The 18,558-nt window shown below is 67.9% G+C and carries 17 protein-coding genes; 5 read left to right on the forward strand and 12 right to left on the reverse strand.

Annotation, left to right across the window (positions count from 1 at the left end):
- The 6 genes from IFT89_RS12865 to IFT89_RS12890 form a co-directional block, all read right to left on the reverse strand.
- A partial coding sequence (locus IFT89_RS12865) for an aromatic amino acid lyase (RefSeq protein WP_202939150.1) occupies positions 1-1,094 on the reverse strand: 1,094 nt, incomplete at its 3' end.
- Between the two features lie 200 nt (positions 1,095-1,294).
- On the reverse strand, positions 1,295-2,050 hold the full coding sequence (locus IFT89_RS12870; protein ID WP_202939151.1) for an ABC transporter permease: 756 nt from the start codon (positions 2,048-2,050) through the stop codon (positions 1,295-1,297).
- Complete coding sequence (locus tag IFT89_RS12875) at positions 2,050-2,961, reverse strand: ABC transporter ATP-binding protein (RefSeq protein ID WP_202939152.1); 912 nt, start codon at positions 2,959-2,961, stop codon at positions 2,050-2,052. Before IFT89_RS12875 ends, IFT89_RS12870 begins: the two co-directional genes overlap by 1 nt.
- The gene (locus tag IFT89_RS12880) at positions 2,958-3,269 is read right to left on the reverse strand and encodes a transcriptional regulator (protein ID WP_064296516.1); all 312 of its coding nucleotides are present in this window, start codon (positions 3,267-3,269) and stop codon (positions 2,958-2,960) included. Before IFT89_RS12880 ends, IFT89_RS12875 begins: the two co-directional genes overlap by 4 nt.
- Before the next feature lie 3 nt (positions 3,270-3,272).
- On the reverse strand, positions 3,273-3,935 hold the full coding sequence (locus tag IFT89_RS12885) for a hypothetical protein (RefSeq protein WP_202939153.1): 663 nt from the start codon (positions 3,933-3,935) through the stop codon (positions 3,273-3,275).
- A gap of 327 nt (positions 3,936-4,262) precedes the next feature.
- The gene (locus IFT89_RS12890) at positions 4,263-5,534 is read right to left on the reverse strand and encodes an HNH endonuclease signature motif containing protein (RefSeq protein ID WP_202939154.1); all 1,272 of its coding nucleotides are present in this window, start codon (positions 5,532-5,534) and stop codon (positions 4,263-4,265) included.
- Between the two features lie 289 nt (positions 5,535-5,823).
- Between IFT89_RS12890 and hrpA the strand changes: the two genes are divergently transcribed.
- Positions 5,824-9,699, forward strand: coding sequence for an ATP-dependent RNA helicase HrpA (hrpA, locus tag IFT89_RS12895; RefSeq protein ID WP_202939155.1), 3,876 nt, complete (start codon positions 5,824-5,826; stop codon positions 9,697-9,699).
- A gap of 66 nt (positions 9,700-9,765) precedes the next feature.
- Here the strand turns inward: hrpA and IFT89_RS12900 are convergent, their stop codons facing one another.
- Positions 9,766-10,617 (reverse strand): sulfurtransferase, encoded by an 852-nt coding sequence (locus tag IFT89_RS12900; protein WP_202939156.1) that lies wholly within the window; start codon positions 10,615-10,617, stop codon positions 9,766-9,768.
- Between the two features lie 199 nt (positions 10,618-10,816).
- Here IFT89_RS12900 and IFT89_RS12905 point away from each other — a divergent pair, with 199 nt between their 5' ends.
- The 3 genes from IFT89_RS12905 to IFT89_RS12915 all read left to right on the forward strand — a co-directional run bounded on the left by IFT89_RS12905 (position 10,817) and on the right by IFT89_RS12915 (position 12,270).
- Complete coding sequence (locus tag IFT89_RS12905; RefSeq protein WP_202939166.1) at positions 10,817-11,449, forward strand: flavin reductase family protein; 633 nt, start codon at positions 10,817-10,819, stop codon at positions 11,447-11,449.
- Between the two features lie 96 nt (positions 11,450-11,545).
- Positions 11,546-11,926 (forward strand): DoxX family protein, encoded by a 381-nt coding sequence (locus IFT89_RS12910; protein ID WP_079705419.1) that lies wholly within the window; start codon positions 11,546-11,548, stop codon positions 11,924-11,926.
- Positions 11,927-12,054: 128 nt separating this feature from the next.
- Positions 12,055-12,270: a hypothetical protein gene (locus IFT89_RS12915; protein ID WP_191940724.1), complete on the forward strand. Its 216-nt coding sequence runs from the start codon at positions 12,055-12,057 to the stop codon at positions 12,268-12,270.
- Between the two features lie 77 nt (positions 12,271-12,347).
- Here the strand turns inward: IFT89_RS12915 and nrdF are convergent, their stop codons facing one another.
- The 4 genes from nrdF to nrdH all read right to left on the reverse strand — a co-directional run bounded on the left by nrdF (position 12,348) and on the right by nrdH (position 16,399).
- Complete coding sequence (gene nrdF / locus IFT89_RS12920) at positions 12,348-13,322, reverse strand: class 1b ribonucleoside-diphosphate reductase subunit beta (RefSeq protein WP_056007612.1); 975 nt, start codon at positions 13,320-13,322, stop codon at positions 12,348-12,350.
- Between the two features lie 216 nt (positions 13,323-13,538).
- A complete protein-coding gene (gene nrdE / locus IFT89_RS12925; RefSeq protein ID WP_079706251.1) occupies positions 13,539-15,644 on the reverse strand; it encodes a class 1b ribonucleoside-diphosphate reductase subunit alpha in 2,106 nt (701 codons plus the stop codon).
- Between the two features lie 23 nt (positions 15,645-15,667).
- A complete protein-coding gene (gene nrdI, locus IFT89_RS12930; RefSeq protein ID WP_064296523.1) occupies positions 15,668-16,081 on the reverse strand; it encodes a class Ib ribonucleoside-diphosphate reductase assembly flavoprotein NrdI in 414 nt (137 codons plus the stop codon).
- Between the two features lie 84 nt (positions 16,082-16,165).
- Positions 16,166-16,399, reverse strand: a complete 234-nt coding sequence (gene nrdH / locus IFT89_RS12935; protein WP_056007615.1) for a glutaredoxin-like protein NrdH — start codon at positions 16,397-16,399, stop codon at positions 16,166-16,168.
- 353 nt (positions 16,400-16,752) lie between these two features.
- Here nrdH and IFT89_RS12940 point away from each other — a divergent pair, with 353 nt between their 5' ends.
- The gene (locus IFT89_RS12940; protein ID WP_086474343.1) at positions 16,753-17,961 is read left to right on the forward strand and encodes an MFS transporter; all 1,209 of its coding nucleotides are present in this window, start codon (positions 16,753-16,755) and stop codon (positions 17,959-17,961) included.
- An 11-nt stretch (positions 17,962-17,972) separates the two neighbouring features.
- Here IFT89_RS12940 and IFT89_RS12945 read toward each other — a convergent pair whose 3' ends face one another.
- Positions 17,973-18,539 carry an NADPH-dependent FMN reductase gene (locus IFT89_RS12945; RefSeq protein ID WP_202939157.1) on the reverse strand — a complete coding sequence of 189 codons (567 nt, stop codon included), beginning with the start codon at positions 18,537-18,539 and terminating at the stop codon, positions 17,973-17,975.
- Between the last annotated feature and the right edge of the window lie 19 nt (positions 18,540-18,558).

Consider the following 18,558-nt stretch of genomic DNA (forward strand, 5'->3'; position numbering starts at 1 on the left):
TCGGCGGCAGCGGCGGTGTGCGCGATGGCCGCGCGCAGCCCGTCGAAAGCGCGGGCGAGCCGGGCGCCATGCAGCAGCCCGCCGGTCCGCAGGACACCCGACGCCTGATCGACGAGTGGATCCTCCGAGGCCGTTCCGAGCGTCGCTTCCACGAGCTGGACGGCCGCCGTGACCTCGTCGGCGAGCGCACCGTTGATCTGCGGGGTCGCCCGGAGCCGCAGTCCGTCCAGGTCCCGTCCGCCGCGCGCACCTGTCGGGCCGACCGGCGTCGCCAACAACTCGGAGATCCGCTCGCCGCTCGCCCGGGTACCCGCCGACGGGCTGCCGGCGAGGACCCTCGCGTCGAACGCCGGTCCTCGCCCGCCGAGCCCGGACCGCGCAGCGACCCGCGACGAGAGTGCGCTCGTGGTGTCCGCCAGCCGACTGAGCGCGCCGAGCCGGTGGAGTGCGAGCGCACCGACGCCGAGGGAGTAGGCGTTGTGGTGGACGAACGCCAAGCCCTCGTGCACAGCGAGGTCGAGCGGTGCGAGCCCGACCCGCGACAGGGCGACCTGGGCGGAGAGCCGCTCACCCGCGAGGACCGCCTCCCCCTGTCCGATCACGAGCGTCGCGACGGACGCCAGGTGGGTCTCGTCGCCGTCGCCGAGGGAGCCGATGGACGGGATCACCGGGGTCACCCCACGGTTGAGGAGCTCCGCGACGAACACGGCGGTCTCGAGGCGGATCCCGGAGGCGCCACGGGTCCATCCGGCGAGCCGGGCGGCGACGACCGCCCGAGCGCGGTCCACCGAGAGCGGCAGTCCGATGCCGCCACGGCGGTCATGGACGACGCGCTCCTCCAGAGCCGAGGCATCGAGCGTCACGGTGCGCGGAGCCGCTCGTCCCCCGGCGGTCCCAGGGATCCGTGGACCCTGGGACCGAGGACCCGGCGCACCGACTCCGACCGGCGTCGTCTGCCGGTCGACGATGGCCCGGCCGGCGCCGATGCGGTCGAGCGCCGGGGTGTCGAGGACGACGATGGCGTCGTCGCGGGACACGGCCACGAGGTCGTCGACCGAGATCGGGCCGATGCCGAACACGACGGGCGCTCCCATCAGTGCGCGCCCGTCGATCGGTTGGCGGCGTTCGTCTGGTCTGTGCTGCTGGACACGGGTCGCTCCATCCGCTCGTCGAGGGGCCGTGGACCGGCCGGGATGGACGTCAGCGTACGAGCGCCTGGCGGCCGGTGCACGGTGTGTGTCGACGTGTGACAGAACACGGAAACGGCCGGTGCTCGGCGAGGTGTCCGTCGACTTCAGCGGTAGCGACGGCCCTCGTCGCGGCGGTAGAGAGCGAGGACCACGACGGTCAGGACGAGGGTCCAGGCCAGGACGCCGACCCACGACCACCACGGCAACTCGCCACCCTGGACCGCCCAGACGACGAGCTCCCGGGTCTGACGGCTCGGGAGGAACATCGACAGCCGGTCGAGCCACTGGGCGAAGAGGAACGGTGGGATGAACAGTCCGCCGGCGAAGGCCAGCGAGAACATGACCACCTGCACCACGGCGATCGCGGCCTTGCTGGGGAGGGCGTACCCGATCGCGGTGCCCAGGAGCATGAACGGCAGGGCACCCACCAGGAGCGCCACGGTGCCGCCGAGCAGTCCTATCGGAGTCGTGGTGGCGGCGGTCAGGAGCGCGCCGAGCACGACGACCGGTATGACGGCCGCGAACCCGAGGAGGCCGACCGAGCACAAGTGCGAGAGGACACGGGCGACACCCGTCACCGGAAGCGTGCGGAGGTACGGATCCCACGCCTGCTCCCTCGCCTGGGCGATGGTCAGCCCGAACCCGAACAGGGAGTTGGCGAGCACCGCGAAGACGATGAGGGAGATGACCGCCTGGGTCGCGATGACGGGATCGCCGGCGACCTGCGCCTGCGGGACGACGAAGAACAGCAGCGAGAGCGCCGGGAAGACGAGCGAGCCGATCAGCGCGATCGGGACGCGCACGGTCTCGAGCAGGGAGTACCGCGCGTGCAGGGCGGTGAGCTGGAGTGTGGTGGCCATCAGGCGGCGCTCCGTTCGGCGTCCGCCCGGGCGTCCGCGGTGAGGGTCAGGAACGCCTCCTCGAGGGTTGCGCCGCGCACGGCGAGATCGGTGAACGGGGCCTCGGACCGGACGAGATCGCGCACGAACGCGTCAGCGTCACGGACGTCCAGTTCGACGGCGTCACCGTCACGACTCGCCTGGACGACCCCGGCGAGCCGCTCCACCGCTCCGGGGTCGGTGGTCCGGAGCCGCACCCGGTGGATGCCGACGAGCCCGAGCACGTCGCGCAGCGGGGCATCGGTGATGACCCGTCCGCCACCCAGCACCACGACGCGCTCGGCGAGCGCTTCGATCTCCTCGAGGTAGTGGCTGGTGAGGACGATCGTCGCCCCGAGTTCGTGTTGCCGGCGGATCGCGTCCCAGAGGGTGCGACGTGCGTCGACGTCGAGACCCGTTGTCGGCTCGTCGAGGAGCACGAGACGCGGTTTGCCGACGAACGCGAGTGCGACAGCGAGTCGGCGCTGTTGCCCGCCGGACAGCGAGCCCGTCTGGCGTCGGAGGAGGTCGCCGAAACCGAACTGCTCCGCCAGGGCGGCCGTCGGCACGCGGTCCGCGAAGTGCCGTCCGACGAAGTCGACGACCTCTCCCACCCGGAGCGTGGGCGGCAGTGCCGTCTCCTGCGGTGTCGATCCGAGCCGCGTGCGGTTGACCGCCTGGGCGGGATCGCCGCCGAAGAGCGTCACTGTGCCGGTCGTCGGACGTCGGGTGCCCTGCAGCAGGGACAGCACGGTGGACTTGCCGGCGCCGTTGGGGCCGAGGAGCCCGACGAGCGAGCCCGGCTCGATCCGGAGGTCGACGTCGTGCAGCGCGGTCACGTCGCCGTAGCGTCGTGTCACGCCCTCGAGGGTGGCCAGTGGTGTGTTCGTCATGATGTCCCCGTTCCCGACGCGCCGCCGAGCATCGCTCGGAGGCCGGTCATGTAGTCCTCGAACGCGCGGCGCCCGAGCGTGGTGAGTTCCAGGTAGGTGACCGGAGTGCGTCCCCGGTGGGTCTTCGTGACGAGGACGTAGGCGCCGTCCTCGAGTTTCCGCAGATGCGTGGAGAGGTTCCCGGCGGTCATGTCGAGCATCTCCTGCAGGCGGGGGAACGACATGCTGCTGTCCGCGTCGATCGCCGCGAGCGTCGACATGATGCGCAGGCGGGCTTGAGCGTGGATGAGGGGGTCGAGTTCGTCCATCGGTCACGCCGCCGATCGGTGGGCACGCCGACGGCGGGTCGCCTCGAGGAAGGTCGCGTACACGAGGAACCCGCCTCCGCCGGCGATGGCCATGATGAGTGCGTTGCCCGGCGAGCCGAAGAACGGTGCGGCCATGCCGACCACGATGATCCAGATGCCCATGCCGTACATGAGGCGGTCGCGCCAGACTGCTCCACCTGCGAGGTACAGCAGACCGACCACGAGGCTGTAGATGGCCGGGTAGAAGATGGCGGCGAGTGCGGGTGCCATCCCCGCATCGAACAGGGCGCCTCCGAACACCGCCGCTGCCGTGCACCCGATCGCCCAGGCGATGCCGTACATGGTCCCCTGCACCTGCTGTGCTCCCTGGATCCCGCGCGACACGCGGGAGCCGATGATCGACGACGAGACGATGCCGCCGACCATCAGGATCCCGAAGAGCCATCCGGCGACCGTCGGCGGCGTGGTGAACCAGGGGTTCTCGTCGCTCGCGGACCAGAGCGCGAGGAACCCGACGGTCCACGCGACACCCCAGATGTACACGATCGCGATGGTGGGCCTCGTGAAGATGTCATCGACACGGCTCGCCTGTCGCTCCTGCAGAGCGAGCATGGCGGCCGGGTCGAGCGCGTCCGAGCCGTCGGTGGGTTCCATCGGTGAAGTCATATCTACTTTGTAACGCAAACCACTTTGCGAAGCAACCCTGTTTGCGACACAGCGCTAGACGTGCCCGCTTCACACCGAGGTGCCACAGCCCAACTGCCCTTCGACAGGCTCAGGGACCGGGTTCATCCGGCCGCCCCTCTCCCGCTCACCCTTCGACAAGCTCAGGGACCGGATCATCTCCGGCGAACCTCTCCCGGTCACTGAGCTTGTCGAAGTGCGGCACAGCTCGGGGACCGAAGCGGTGCGACAGACTTCTCCCGGTCACTGAGCTTGTCGAAGTGCCCACGAGGACCCACCCCCTTCGACAGGCTCAGGGACCAAAACTGGTCAGAAGGGCGCGGGATCGGGTTCGGTCCGATACGGCTTCCCGTCAGGTGTCGTCCACTCGAGCACCCCACCGGGACCGTGGTCGAGGTTCCACCCTGGGAGATGCTTCATCCGATGGTGATGTCGACAGAGACACGCGAGATTCCCGCCATCCGTGGCGCCGCCGTCCTCCCACGCGACCGAATGGTCGAGATCGCAGGCCCTGGCGCGTCTGCCGCAGCCAGGTGCCCGACAGGTGCCGTCCCGCAGGCGAACTGCCCGTTGCAGATCGGCCGGAATGCGGTACTGATTCCGCCCGACGGAGAGCACCGCGCCGGTCTCGGGTTGGACGAGGATCCGGGTGAAGCTCGGCGCGTTCACCGCGATGCGCGCGGCGGTCTCGGGGTCGATCGGCCCGTATCCGTCGAGCGTGGCCGGGGCGTCGGAGACGCCGGCCATGGTCAGTGCTGGGACCGTGATCTGCACGGTCGGCGTGATGTGCTCCTGCACCTCGATCGGGTGCGGGACCACCGGGCTCGACATGACGCCTTCCGGCGTGACACCGGTCAGTGCGAGTGCTGCAAGGGCGTCCGCCTGGAGCTGTCCGCAGGTGCGGGAGTCGCCGGCCTGGCGTGACTCTGCGGCGGCCGCTTCGACTCGCTCGGTGATGCCCTGCGCGATGGGTGCGGTGGTGAACAAGTGCACCCACGCCATGCCGTCGGCTGCGGGTTCGAACTCGACCCGGCGGTCTGCTTCCGAGCGGGTTGCGCGGGCGGTGATGGACTCGGGGTGAAGACCCTCGCGCAGGACGCGGGCGCGCCTGCGGAGGTTCGCATTGGTCAGCTGCTCCGCGGCCGGCAATACCGCCTCCAGGAACACAGCCCGCCCGGCAGTCGGGACGTCGCTGAGTTGGTCGATGATCGTCTGCGCGTGCCGCGCCGAGATGCGGCCTGCCTCGAGTGATTCGAGCACGGCCGGCGCTTCGTTCACGAGGCGTTCCGCGTCGTTCGTCGCACGCTGCACGGTCCGCTCCGGCGTCCGGGTCGCCATCGCAAGAGCCGCACAGGTCGACCGACGGGACAGCGCCTGACGCTCGGCCGGCGGGAAGATCGCCGGGACCGTGGCGCCTGCGAAGGCATCGGCGTAGGCGGCGGAGCGGGCCAGGAGGCGCGCTTTCCGTGCGTCCAGGACGGCCTGCTGGCGGTGGAGCTCAGCCCACTGGTCCGAGAACTCCGCGAGCTGCGCGGCGTACTCGTCGCCGACACGGGTCGCGGTGAGGGTGGTCTCGGTCATGGGACAAGTCCATCATGGACCACTGACATTCCAGATGCCGAGTCGAGGCGTTTGTGGAAGTGTCCTCGTGTGCCCTTCGACAGGCTCAGGGACCGGGGGAACAGCGCCGGATTCGTGAGGTTCGTCGTATGCCCTCGACAGGCTCAGGGACCGGGGAAGGCGACTCAGGGGCCGGGGGAATTGGCTCAGGGACCGGAGGAGGTTGCTCAGGGACCGGGGGAAGGGTTCGCCGGATCGGGAGGCCCGGAGCGGCAGCACACCGCGTCCAGCCCGATACGATGGAGGGCTGATGTCCGACCTCCGAATCTCCTACCCGCCCGAGCTGCCGGTCAGTGCCGCCCGCGCGGACATCGCGCGTGCCATCAGCGAGCACCAGGTCATCATCGTCGCGGGAGCGACCGGTTCCGGCAAGACCACTCAGCTGCCGAAGATCTGCCTCGAGCTCGGTCGCGAATCCATCGGGCACACGCAGCCCCGACGACTGGCCGCGCGCACGATCGCCGAACGCATCTCGGAGGAACTCGGCCAGGAGCTCGGTGGCGTCGTCGGCTACCAGGTCCGGTTCACCGATCAGGCGTCGAAGGCGACGAAGATCAAGCTGATGACCGACGGCATCCTGCTGAACGAGATCCACCGCGACCGGATGCTGCGCAAGTACGACACGATCATCATCGACGAGGCACACGAGCGCAGCCTCAACATCGACTTCCTGCTCGGCTACCTCAAGCAGCTCCTCCCCCAGCGCCCTGACCTCAAGGTCATCATCACGTCCGCGACGATCGACCCGGAGAGCTTCTCGAAGCACTTCGACGGAGCGCCCATCGTCGAGGTCTCCGGCCGCACGTACCCGGTCGAGATCCGCTACCGGCCGCTCGTGGCCGACGAGCCCACGGACGACGATGAGGACGCCCCCGAGTCCGAAGCCGCCGACCGCGACTACCTCGAAGGCATCAACGCCGCCCTCGACGAGCTGGCGCGGGAGTCGATGGGCGACGTCCTCGTCTTCCTGTCCGGCGAGACGGAGATCCGCGACGCCGCCGACGCCATCCGCGGGCGCAACCTGCCCGGCACCGAGGTGCTGCCGCTCTACGGCCGGCTCTCCTCCGCCGACCAGCACCGTGTTTTCCAGCCGTCGACCGTGGCAGGCCTCCGCCGCCGCATCATCCTCGCGACGAACGTGGCCGAGACGAGCCTCACGGTGCCCGGCATCAAGTACGTGATCGACGCCGGAACCGCCCGCATCTCGCGCTACAGCGTGCGCTCCAAGGTGCAGCGACTCCCCATCGAGGCGATCTCGCAGGCGTCGGCGAACCAGCGTTCGGGTCGGTCCGGCCGCACGAGCGACGGCATCGCCATCCGCCTCTACTCAGAGGACGACTTCGCGAAGCGCCCGGAGTTCACCGAACCGGAGATCCTCCGAACGAATCTCGCCGCGGTGATCCTCCAGATGATCTCCCTCGGCCTCGGCGACATCGCCGCCTTCCCCTTCCTCCAACCGCCGGACGCCCGGGGCATCAAGGACGGCGTCGATCTGCTGTCCGAACTCGGCGCGATCGAGACGCGCACCTTCGCCGACGGCTCACCTCGCGGCGGCGGTCCACGTCTCACGCGGGTGGGGCGCGACCTCAGCCGCCTGCCGATCGATCCGCGGTTCGCGCGCATGGTCGTGGAGTCGAAGCGGCACGGGGTGTCGCGGGAGGTGCTCGCGATCGTCGCGGCGCTCACCATCCAGGACCCACGCGAACGACCGCTCGAGCACCGGCAGAAGGCCGACGAACTGCACCGCCGGTTCGTCGACCCCACCAGCGACTTCCTCGCCCTCCTGAACCTCTGGAACTACCTCGAGGAGAAACAGGACGAACTCTCGTCGAGCGCGTTCCGTCGGCTCTGCAAGAACGAGTTCCTCAACTACCTCCGCGTCCGCGAGTGGCACGACGTCTACCGCCAGCTGCGTCAACTCGCGAAGCCCCTCGGCCTGACGATCAACGAGCCGGCGGTGAACCCCGACGGCATCCACAAGTCGCTCCTCGCGGGGCTCCTCTCGCACATCGGACTGAAGGACCAGACCGTCGCTCCGGTCGTGAAGGGCCGGAACGCTCCACCGGCGACGAAGACCGCGAAGAAGGGCGACTACATCGGCGCCCGCCAGACGCGCTTCGTCCTCTTCCCCGGGTCCGCGCTCGCGAAGAAGCAGCCGAACGCCGTGATGAGTGCGGAACTCGTGGAGACGAGTCGGCTGTTCGCCCGCACCAACGCCTCGATCGACCCGGCGTGGGCTGAACAGATCGCTGGCGACCTCTGCAAGCGGTCGTACAGCGAGCCGCACTGGGAGAAGAACCAGGGTTCCGCCGTCGCCTTCGAGAAGGTGACCCTCTTCGGCGTGCCGATCGTGCCGCGCCGCCGGGTGCAGTTCGGTCGCATCGACCAGGAGCAGGCCCGTGAACTGTTCCTGCGGCACGCGCTCGTCGACGGCGAGTGGACCCACGACATCGGTCGCGACAAGCTGTTCGACTTCCACCGCGCGAACCGACGACTGCGCAAGGAGCTGAGTGAGCTCGAGGAGCGGACGCGACGCCGCGACATCCTCTTCGACGACGAAGCCGTCTTCGACTTCTACGACGCCCGCGTCCCTGCCGAGATCTCGACGACGCGGGGCTTCGAGTCCTGGTGGCGCAAGACGCGCGTCGACCAGCCCGAGCTGCTCACGATGCGCCAGGAGGACCTCCTCCCCGAGGACGCTCCGGCGGTGGACGAGGACCGCTTCCCCGCCGAGTGGGTGCAGGCCGACCAGCGGTTGAAGCTCAGCTACCGTTTCGAGCCCGGAAGCGACGACGACGGCGTGACGGTCATCGTCCCGCTCGCCCTGCTCGACCGACTCTCGCCCGCGGGTTTCGACTGGCAGGTCCCCGGTCTCCGTCGGGACCTCATCACGGCGATGATCAAAGCGCTCCCGAAAGCCCTGCGTCGGAACATCGTGCCTGCGGCCGACTGGGCGGCGAAGCTGCTCGCCGAGCTCCCCGCCGACGTCCCGGCGGTCGCCCCCGGCAGTCCCGCCGCCGAGGACTCCTTCGCCACCCGTCTCGCGAACGCGATCAAGCGGCTCTCCTACATGGACATCTCAGCCTCGGACTTCGAGATGGAACGCGTCCCCGAGCACCTGCTCGTGACCTTCCGGGTCATCGATGAGCGCGGCCGGACGCTCGCCAGCGGCAAGGACCTCGTCGAGCTGCAGCAGCGCCTCAAGCAGCGCACCCGGGCGAGCGTCGCCAAGGTCGCGGCCGCCAGAGTGCCCAACGCCATCGAGCGCTCCGGGTTCACCAGGTGGGACTTCGACGACCTCCCCCGTTTCATCGACATTCGCCAGGAGGACGGCGTGATCCGCGGCTACCCCGCGATCGTCGACGACGGTACGAGCGTGTCGATCCGGATCATGAGCACGGAGGCCGACCAGGCCCGCGCCATGCCCGCGGGGGTGCGCCGCCTCCTCCTGCTCGCGATCCCGTCCCCGACGGCCTATGTGCAGCAGCACCTCAAAGCCAACGAGAAGCTCGCGCTCGCGACGAGCCCCTACCGGTCGACGCCGGCGTTGTTCGAGGACTGCCTCGCCGCCTGCATCGACGACGTCCTGTTCCGTGTGGTGCCCGACGGACAGGTGTTCTCCCGGCTGCAGTACGAGACGCTGCGCGACCGCGTGTCCGCCTCGGTCATGGACCGAATGTTCCAGACGGTCGCCATCGTCGCCCGCATCCTGCAGGCCGCGCGCGACACGGAGAAAGCCATGAAGGCGGCGACGAGCATGACGCTGCTCGCGGCGCTCACCGACATGCGGGGCCAGCTCGACGGACTGGTCTTCCCGGGCTTCGTCTCCCGGACGGGCTCAGCACGACTCGAACATCTGCCCCGCTACCTCGCCGGCATCCGTTACCGCGCCGAGCGACTGACGGACAACCCGAACCGCGACCGGGTGTGGATGACGGAGGCGCAGACGGCGTCGGCGCGGTTCGAGGCCGCCGGCGGCACGATCCCACTGCCCGCCGAGGCTCCGGAGCACCTCGTGAAGGCCCGGTGGATGCTCGAGGAGCTCCGGATCAGCCTGTTCGCCCAGCAGCTGGGCACGGCCGAGTCGGTGTCGTTGCAGCGCCTGCAGAAGGTCCTCGCGGGCTAGCGATCCCCGGTCCCTGAGCTTGTCGAAGGGCGCATCTCGACAAGCTCGATGTCCGGAGTCGGTGATTCAGGCCCCGGGTCCTGTCGCCACCGGACGCTCCGGGTGGTTCGCCCACTCGCTCCATGACCCCGGGTACAGCACCGGTTCGAAGCCGGCCAGGGTGAGTGCGACCGCGTTGTGCGCCGCGGTCACCCCGCTGCCGCAGTAGGTGGCGACCGTCGCGTCCTCAGGCACGCCCGCGGCGAGGAACTGCTCGCGGAGGGTCTCAGGCGGTAGGAACCGGCCGTCTGTGCCGACGTTGGCGGTCGTCGGTGTGCTGAGCGCGCCCGGGATGTGACCGGCCCGAGGGTCGATCGGTTCGACATCGCCCCGGTACCGTTCGCCGGCGCGCGCGTCGAGCAGCACCCGTCCCTCGCCCGCCCACGTCGCGGCGGTGTCGATGTCGATGGTCGGCAGGACACCCGTCGTCAACGTGACCGTCCCGGGTTCCGGGACGACCTCGCCGCGCTCCACGGGCAGTCCGGCGTCCGTCCACGCCCGGAACGCGCCGTCGAGGATGCGGACGTCCGCGATGCCCGCGTTCCGCAGCACCCACCAGGCTCGTGCTGCCGACAGGCTCTTGAGGTCGTCGTAGACCACGACGACGTCGCGGTCATCGACGCCCCACGATCGCGCGGACGCTTGGAGCGCCTCGCGATCAGGCAGGGGGTGACGGCCTCGGATGGCCGGTTCTCCGGTCGGCACGTGGTCGGCCAGCTCGTGGTCGAGGTCGACGTACACCGCGCCGGGCAGGTGCCCCTCGAGGTAGGCGGGCCGTCCGTCCGGTGCGTCGAGTCGCCACCGCACGTCCAGGACGCGCACCGGCGTCTCGGAGGCGATCACAGCGGCGAGGTCGTCCGGGGCGATGAGGATGGGCATGCGTCCAGCGTACGCACGCGAGGTCGACGGGACCTGCGCCCGACCGGTCGGTCACCGTCACACCGGGTAACAGAGTTGCAGCTCCGGCCGGATGAGCGAAACGTAGCCTGTGCAGCGTCCACCGAATCGGCGTTGCAGCAGTCGTCCACAGCCGTTCGAAGGATCCCCCGTGAGCTCAGTCCACCCGGCAGCCGCCTCCGTGACCGCCTTGCCGTCCCCCGTCGACGGTGGCGAGGTCGCCCCCGGTTTCGCCTCCCTGTCCCCCGACGACTTCAAGGCGGCGTTCCGTCAGCACCCGGCCGGCGTCTCGGTCATCACCGCGGACGACGGCAGCGGGCCGGTGGGACTCACCGCCACCTCGGTCTTCTCCGTCAGTGCGGAACCGCCGCTCCTCGTCTTCTCCGTGTCGTCGCTGTCCTCGAGCGCGCCGACCATCACCGCGTCCGACACCGTCGTCGTCCACCTCCTGGGTTCCGAGCAGCTGCACATCGCGAAGCTCTGCGCGACGAGCGGGATCGACCGTTTCGCCGACACCTCCATCTGGGACCGCCTGCCGACGGGCGAGCCGTACTTCACGGGCAACGGCGTCTGGATCCGCGGACGCATCGTCAACCGCATGGAGGCGGGCACCTCGACGGTCATCGCGGTGCACGCGCTGGAGTCGAGCGTCTCGCAGCCGCAAGCGGCCGAGGAGCCGGTCCGGGCCGAGCCTGCCGCCGAGGCGCCCGCTCCCGCCGCCCCGACATTCAGCCCCAGCTTCGACGGCGCACCGCTCGTCTACCACAACCGCACCTGGCACCGTCTCGACGCGAACTCGCAGATCGACGGCTGAGCGGCCTGCCGCTGGACATCTGTGCACTCGCAACCCGCCGTCGGTCCACCGATCTCCGGATAGCGTGGTGACATCACCATCGTCGAGAGGACCCTCATGGCTGGATCGAAAGCCCGCACCGCCGCACGTCTGCTGCTCGGAGGCGCACTCGTGTTCGCCGGCATCAGCCACCTGACCTTCGCTCGGAAGGACTTCCAGGCACAGGTGCCGGAATGGGTCCCGATCGACGAGGACACCACCGTGCTCGCCTCGGGCGTCGTCGAGATCGCCCTGGGTGCGGCACTCGCCTCCGGTGTCAAGCGGACGGCCGTCGGCAACCTCGCTGCGGCGTTCTTCACCGCGATCTTCCCGGGTAACCTCTCCCAGTGGCTCAACCGCCGCGACGCCTTCGGTCTCGACACGGACAGCCGCCGCTTCACCCGCCTCTTCTTCCAGCCCGTGCTCATCGCCTGGGCCCTCTGGTCCACCCGCCGCTGAGCACCCGCCGTCGCTGAGTCGCCCGAATCTGCGCGTTTCCGCGTCGGATTCGAACATCCTCGGGCGAGTCAGCGGCGCACGGCGGATCGCCAGGTAGGGTCGAGGACACCAGAGCCACAGGGAGAACGATGCTGACGACTGAAGCGACCATGGACGAGCTGCTCGTCGCCGAATCCGTCGAGACGCCGAGCGCCGGACGCAACGGTGTCGTGAGTCTCGTCTCACTCGTCGTCATCCTCACGATCGTGGTCACCGCGATCGCGGCGCTCTTCCTCCCGGTCGTCCAGGGCGCGACGGCGTTCTTCTACTTCTTCCTGGCCGGCTTCGGTGGCCTCGGCGGCTGACGCCGCTATACGTTGAACGCCTGAGGGCCGGATGGAATCGTGGATTCCATCCGGCCCTCAGGCGTTCAGCGCAGCGACTAGAAGTCCCAGTCCTCGTCTTCCGTGACCACGGCCTTGCCGATCACGTAGGAGGAGCCGGAGCCCGAGAAGAAGTCGTGGTTCTCATCGGCGTTCGGTGAGAGCGCCGACAGGATCGCCGGGTTCACGTCCGTGACCGTCTTCGGGAACATGGCCTCGTAGCCGAGGTTCATGAGCGCCTTGTTGGCGTTGTAGTGCAGGAACTTCTTGACGTCCTCGGTGAGACCGACCTCGTCGTAGAGGTCCTGCGTGTACTGCACCTCGTTGTCGTAGAGCTCGTAGAGCAGCGAGAACGTGTAGTCCTTGACGTCGTCGCGCTCAGCCTGCGTCAGCTTCTCGAGGCCCTTCTGGAACTTGTAGCCGATGTAGTACCCGTGCACGGCCTCATCGCGGATGATCAGGCGGATCATGTCGGCGGTGTTGGTGAGCTTCGCGCGGCTCGACCAGTGCATCGGGAGGTAGAAGCCCGAGTAGAAGAGGAAGGACTCGAGGAGGGTCGAGGCGGCCTTCCGCTTCAGCGGGTCGTCACCGTGGTAGCGGTCGAGGACGATGGACGCCTTCTTCTGCAGGTTCGGGTTCTCGACCGACCAACGGAACGCCTCGTCGATCTCCTTCGTGCTGCTGAGCGTGGAGAAGATCGAGGAGTAGCTCTTCGCGTGCACCGACTCCATGAACGCGATGTTCGTGTAGACGGCCTCCTCGTGCGGGGTGATCGCATCGGGGATGAGGGCGACGGCGCCGACGGTGCCCTGGATCGTGTCGAGGAGCGTGAGGCCCGTGAACACGCGCATGGTGAGCTGCTGCTCCTGCGGCGTCAGGGTATTCCACGACTGGACGTCGTTCGACAGCGGGATCTTCTCGGGCAGCCAGAAGTTGTTGACGAGGCGGTTCCAGACCTCGACGTCCTTCTCGTCCTCGATCTTGTTCCAGTTGATCGCCTGGACGCGGTCGACCAGCTTGAGCTTCTCTGACATGAATTGGTGTCCTCTATCGGGAAGTGGGGTTGGCCCTTCGACAGGCTCAGGGACCGGTGATGCTGATGGCCCTCGACGGACCGGTGATACTGATGGCCCTCGACGGACCGGTGATGCTGATGCCCTTCGACAGGCTCAGGGACCGGGGTCGGGCTCAGGGACCGGAATACCGGTCACTGAGCCTGTCGAAGTGCAGATGACGAAGCGCAAAGCTCCTTAGAGCATGCAGCTGACGCAGCCGTCGACTTCCGTGCCCTCGAGCGCGAGCTGGCGGAGACGGATGTAGTAGATGGTCTTGATGCCCTTCTTCCACGCGTAGATCTGCGCCTTGTTGATGTCGCGCGTGGTGGCGGTGTCCTTGAAGAACAGCGTCAGCGACAGCCCCTGGTCGACGTGCTGCGTCGCCGCGGCGTACGTGTCGATGATCTTCTCGGCACCGATCTCGTAGGCGTCCTCGTAGTACTCCAGGTTGTCGTTCGTCATGAACGGAGCCGGGTAGTACACGCGACCGAGCTTGCCTTCCTTGCGGATCTCGATCTTCGACGCGATCGGGTGGATCGACGACGTGGAGTTGTTGATGTAGGAGATCGAACCGGTCGGCGGGACGGCCTGGAGGTTCTGGTTGTAGATGCCGTACTCCTGGATGGACGCCTTGAGGGCCGTCCAGTCCGCCTGCGTCGGGATCTGCACGCCGGCCTGCTCGAAGAGCTCGCGGCCACGAGCCGTCTCGGGCTCCCAGACCTGGTCGATGTACTTGTCGAAGAACTCACCCGACGCGTACTGCGAGTCGGCGAAACCGTCGAAGGTCTCCCCGCGCTCCTTGGCGATGAGGTTCGAGGCACGCAGCGCGTGGAACACCACCGTGTAGAAGTAGATGTTCGTGAAGTCGATGCCCTCGGGGCTGCCGTAGTGCACGCGCTCGCGGGCGAGGTAGCCGTGGAGGTTCATCTGGCCGAGGCCGATGGCGTGCGACTTGTCGTTGCCGTCCTCGATCGAACGCACCGAGGAGATGTGGCTCTGGTCGGACACGGAGGTGAGGCCGCGGATGGCGGTCTCGACCGTGCGACCGAAGTCGGGCGAGTCCATCGTGAGCGCGATGTTCAGCGAGCCGAGGTTGCAGGAGATGTCCTTGCCGATCTCCTTGTACGAGAGGTCCTCATTGTAGGTGGTCGGCGTGTTGACCTGGAGGATCTCCGAGCAGAGGTTCGACATGTTGATGCGGCCCTTGATGGGGTTCGCCTTGTTCACCGTGTCTTCGAACACGATGTACGGGTAGCCGGACTCGAACTGGATCTCCGCGATGGTCTGGAAGAACTCGCGGGCGTTGATCTTCGTCTTCTTGATGCGGGAGTCGTCGACCATCTCGTGGTACTTCTCGCTCACCGAGATGTCGCCGAAGGGCACACCGTAGACGCGCTCGACGTCGTACGGGGAGAACAGGTACATGTCCTCGCCCTTCTTCGCCAGGTCGAAGGTGATGTCGGGGACGACCACGCCGAGGGACAGCGTCTTGATCCGGATCTTCTCGTCGGCGTTCTCACGCTTGGTGTCGAGGAAGCGCAGGATGTCGGGGTGGTGTGCGTTGAGGTACACCGCACCGGCGCCCTGACGTGCGCCGAGCTGGTTCGCGTAGCTGAAGGAGTCCTCGAGGAGCTTCATCACGGGGATGATGCCGCTCGACTGGTTCTCGATCTGCTTGATCGGTGCGCCGGACTCACGGATGTTCGACAGTGAGAGCGCCACGCCGCCGCCACGCTTCGAGAGCTGGAGCGCGGAGTTGATGCCACGGGCGATCGACTCCATGTTGTCCTCGATGCGGAGGAGGAAGCAGGAGACGAGCTCGCCGCGCTGGGCCTTGCCCGAGTTGAGGAAGGTGGGCGTCGCCGGCTGGAACCGACCCGCGATGATCTCCTCGACGAGCGCGACCGCGAGCTGCTGGTCGCCGTCGGCGAGACCGAGGGCGGTCATGACGACGCGGTCCTCGAAGCGCTCGAGGTAGCGCTTGCCGTCGAAGGTCTTCAGCGTGTACGAGGTGTAGTACTTGAACGCGCCGAGGAAGGTCTGGAAGCGGAACTTCTTCGAGTAGGCCAGGTCGTTGAGCTCCTGGATGAAGTCGAACGAGTACTTGTCGAGCACTGCCTGCTCGTAGTACTCCTTCTCGACGAGGTAGTCGAGCCGTTCCTTCAGCGAGTGGAAGAAGACGGTGTTCTGGTTGACGTGCTGGAGGAAGTACTCCCGCGCGGCCTCACGGTCCTTGTCGAACTGGATCTCGCCGTTCGGGCCGTAGAGGTTGAGCATCGCGTTGAGCGAGTGGTAGTCCATCTGGCTCGTCGACGGTGCGTCGATCACTGAAACTGGCGCTGCTGCCAAAATGATTCCAATCCATTGTGGACGGTGGTGACATCGTCCTGGGTTCCGAAGAGTTCGAAGCGGTACAGGTGCGGGACCTTGCATTTGCTGGCGATCACGTCGCCGGCGAGCCCATAGGCCTCGCCGAAGTTCGTGTTGCCGGCGGCGATGACCCCGCGGATCAGGGAGCGGTTGGCCTCCACGTTGAGGAACCGGATCACCTGTTTGGGCACCGCTCCGTCGCCGTTGCCCCCGCCGTAGGTGGGGGTCACGAGGACGTAGGGTGCCGTGGCGTGCACGGCTTCGTCTTTCGCATACAGCGGGATCTGCAACGAGGGCAGGTCGAGCTTCTGCATGAAGCGATGCGTGTTGCCGGAAATGCTGGAGAAGTAGATCAGCCGTGGTTGCACGGGAGGCCTCCTCGTCGCCGTCCGGACGGGCGGATGGTGCGGTGCTGCTGGAGCCGGCTCATGATGACGCCTGCGACCGTGGGCTCAAGCCAGACGTGCGGCGAGCTCTTCGATCTTGTCGGGGCGGAAGCCCGACCAGTGGTCTTCCTCGGTGATGACGACCGGTGCCTGCAGGTAGCCGAGGGCCTTGACCTGCTCGAGTGCGTTCTCGTCGACCGAGAGGTCGAGGATGTTGTACTCGATGCCCTTGTTGTCGAGTGCGCGGTACGTCGCGGTGCACTGCACGCAACTGGGCTTCGTGTAGACCGTGATTGCCATAGCTCTTCGTGCCTTCCCCTCAAAATCTGGTGATTCCCGCGGCGTCCTGCGCCGGGGTTCCAATACTACATATAGTTGGCGACCTTCAGGCCAACCCCAAGGGCTAGTAGTTACAGCCCTGTAGTTTTCCACCGGGTTCTCCACCGTTTCGGGCGAGTTATCCACCGGTTCTCCACTGGGTACAACGCTCGTGGGCGACGCGAAAATCCCGGATTGACGGCCTTTTCTCCCCCGTCTGAGGGATATCTATCCACAGGTCAGATTCTCCTCCGCACCTCCGACATCCGTTGTCGGTTTGGGCGTGTCGCGGGCGTGTCGCGCGTGTCGGAACCGGTCCCTAGACTGGTGTCCTTGTGAGCAGCTACCGTGACCTTCTTCGTACCCCCGGCGTCGCCCGGATCATCGCGGCGCAGCTCACCGCACGCTTCCCGTTCGGGATGCTCTCGCTGGCCTTCCTGCTCCACATCGAGCAGGTCACCGGGTCCTACGGGGCCGCCGGGCTCGTCCTCGCCGCGACGAGCATCGGGCAGGCGATCGCCGGCCCCCTCACGAGTCGGTGGATGGGCGTCTGGGGCATCCGCAAGGTGCTCCTCCTCACCCTCGCGGTCTGTGCCGTCTCCGTCACGACCATCGCCCTCGTCACCATGACCGTCCCCGCGTACATGGCGGTCGGATTCGTCGCCGGGCTGAGCACGCCGCCCGTCCAGCCCGCGGTCCGCACCATCTACCCGAAGCTCGTCACCTCCCAGCAGCTCACCCCGTTGTTCTCCCTCGACGCCTCGGCCCAAGAGATCATCTGGGTGCTCGGGCCCGTCGTGACCACCTTCGTGTCCACCCAGGTCGGCACGGTCTGGGGCATCGCCCTGGCGGCGGTGATCATGGTCGTCGGCTGCCTGTGGTTCATCTCCTCACCGGAGGTCGGGCGCGTCCGCATCCCGAGGAGCCGTCGCAAGCTCGGGCAGGTGCTCAAGCGCCCGCCGGTCCTCCTCGCCACCGTCGTCGGCTTCCTCCTCATCGGCGCCTGTTCGGCCGTCGAGGCGGGCGTCGTCGCGACCTTCGGGCACGACGGCCTCGAGGCCGGTATCGTCCTTGCGATCTTCTCGGTCGGCTCGCTGGCCGGCGGCCTCGCCCTCGGACACACGCCGATCGGTCCCTACGCGCTGGCACGCCGCATCTTCATCGTCTTCGCCGGACTCGCCGTTGCGAGCCTCTTCCTCAACGCCTGGTGGCTGTCGGTCACCCTCTTCGTCGCCGGCATCGGCATCGCGCCGGCCCTCGCCGTGCTGTTCGCCATCGTCTCGGCGAGCGTGAAGTTCAGCGACACGGCCGAGGCCTACGGCTGGGTCGGCACCGGTCAGCTCATCGGTGCCGCGATGGGGTCGGCGGCGGCCGGCTTCCTCATCGACGGCTCCGGAGCGGTCGGCGCGTTCTGGGTCGCCGGCGTGTTCGCGCTGTTCGGCTTCGTCATCCCGTGGATCGGTCACCGGTGGCACCCCGACCTTCGCGGCCGCGATGCGAGCCCGATCCCCGACACCGAGCCGATCAACACCCACCCGTCCTGAGCCGCCCCGCTTCAGTCGGCGGCGCGCAGCGGCGCGAGGGCCCCGTCGAGTGCGGCCAGTTCGCCCAGCAGCATCGGGAGCATGGTCGTCTGGCGGTCGTTGGGCGTGAACACCCCGTCGGCGATCTGCCGTGCGACGTACGGGATCTCCACGTTCGCACCGGTACTGACGAGACCGAGTGCCTGCAGGACAGGTCGAAGCGCGACGACGCCGCGGGTTCCGCCCGACAGCCCGCCGTAGCTGACGATCCCGACCGGCTTCCGCGCCCACTCGTGCATGAGGTAGTCGAGCGCGTTCTTGAGGGCGGGCGCGTAGCTGTAGTTGTACTCGGGCGTCACGAACACGAAGGCGTCCGTCCGATCGACCCGCTCGCTCCAGGCGATCGTGTGCGGGTGGACGTAGGCGCGCTTCCGCGGGTGCGCGGGCTCGTCCATGAACGGCAGCGCCAGCTCGCGGAGATCGACCGCGTCGACGGTGAACCGCTCGTCCGCCTCGGCCACGCCCGCGACCCAGCCGGCGACGGCACCGCCCACCCGCTCGGGACGGACGCTCCCGGTGACGATCATGAGTTGCGGCATGGGCTCCCTTTCGACGATG

The organism is Plantibacter sp. CFBP 13570 (assembly GCF_014841395.1).
Lineage (GTDB): Bacteria > Actinomycetota > Actinomycetes > Actinomycetales > Microbacteriaceae > Plantibacter > Plantibacter auratus.

Coding starts and splice junctions, on each gene's coding strand:
- IFT89_RS12915 (WP_191940724.1), top strand. CDS start 12,055: ATGCTGACGACTGAAGCGACCATGGACGAGCTGCTCGTCGCCGAATCC.
- nrdE (WP_079706251.1), bottom strand. CDS start 15,644: ATGGACTACCACTCGCTCAACGCGATGCTCAACCTCTACGGCCCGAAC.
- IFT89_RS12880 (WP_064296516.1), bottom strand. CDS start 3,269: ATGGACGAACTCGACCCCCTCATCCACGCTCAAGCCCGCCTGCGCATC.
- nrdH (WP_056007615.1), bottom strand. CDS start 16,399: ATGGCAATCACGGTCTACACGAAGCCCAGTTGCGTGCAGTGCACCGCG.
- hrpA (WP_202939155.1), top strand. CDS start 5,824: ATGTCCGACCTCCGAATCTCCTACCCGCCCGAGCTGCCGGTCAGTGCC.
- IFT89_RS12900 (WP_202939156.1), bottom strand. CDS start 10,617: ATGCCCATCCTCATCGCCCCGGACGACCTCGCCGCTGTGATCGCCTCC.
- IFT89_RS12870 (WP_202939151.1), bottom strand. CDS start 2,050: ATGGCCACCACACTCCAGCTCACCGCCCTGCACGCGCGGTACTCCCTG.
- IFT89_RS12890 (WP_202939154.1), bottom strand. CDS start 5,534: ATGACCGAGACCACCCTCACCGCGACCCGTGTCGGCGACGAGTACGCC.
- IFT89_RS12885 (WP_202939153.1), bottom strand. CDS start 3,935: ATGACTTCACCGATGGAACCCACCGACGGCTCGGACGCGCTCGACCCG.
- IFT89_RS12910 (WP_079705419.1), top strand. CDS start 11,546: ATGGCTGGATCGAAAGCCCGCACCGCCGCACGTCTGCTGCTCGGAGGC.
- IFT89_RS12875 (WP_202939152.1), bottom strand. CDS start 2,961: ATGACGAACACACCACTGGCCACCCTCGAGGGCGTGACACGACGCTAC.
- IFT89_RS12945 (WP_202939157.1), bottom strand. CDS start 18,539: ATGCCGCAACTCATGATCGTCACCGGGAGCGTCCGTCCCGAGCGGGTG.
- nrdF (WP_056007612.1), bottom strand. CDS start 13,322: ATGTCAGAGAAGCTCAAGCTGGTCGACCGCGTCCAGGCGATCAACTGG.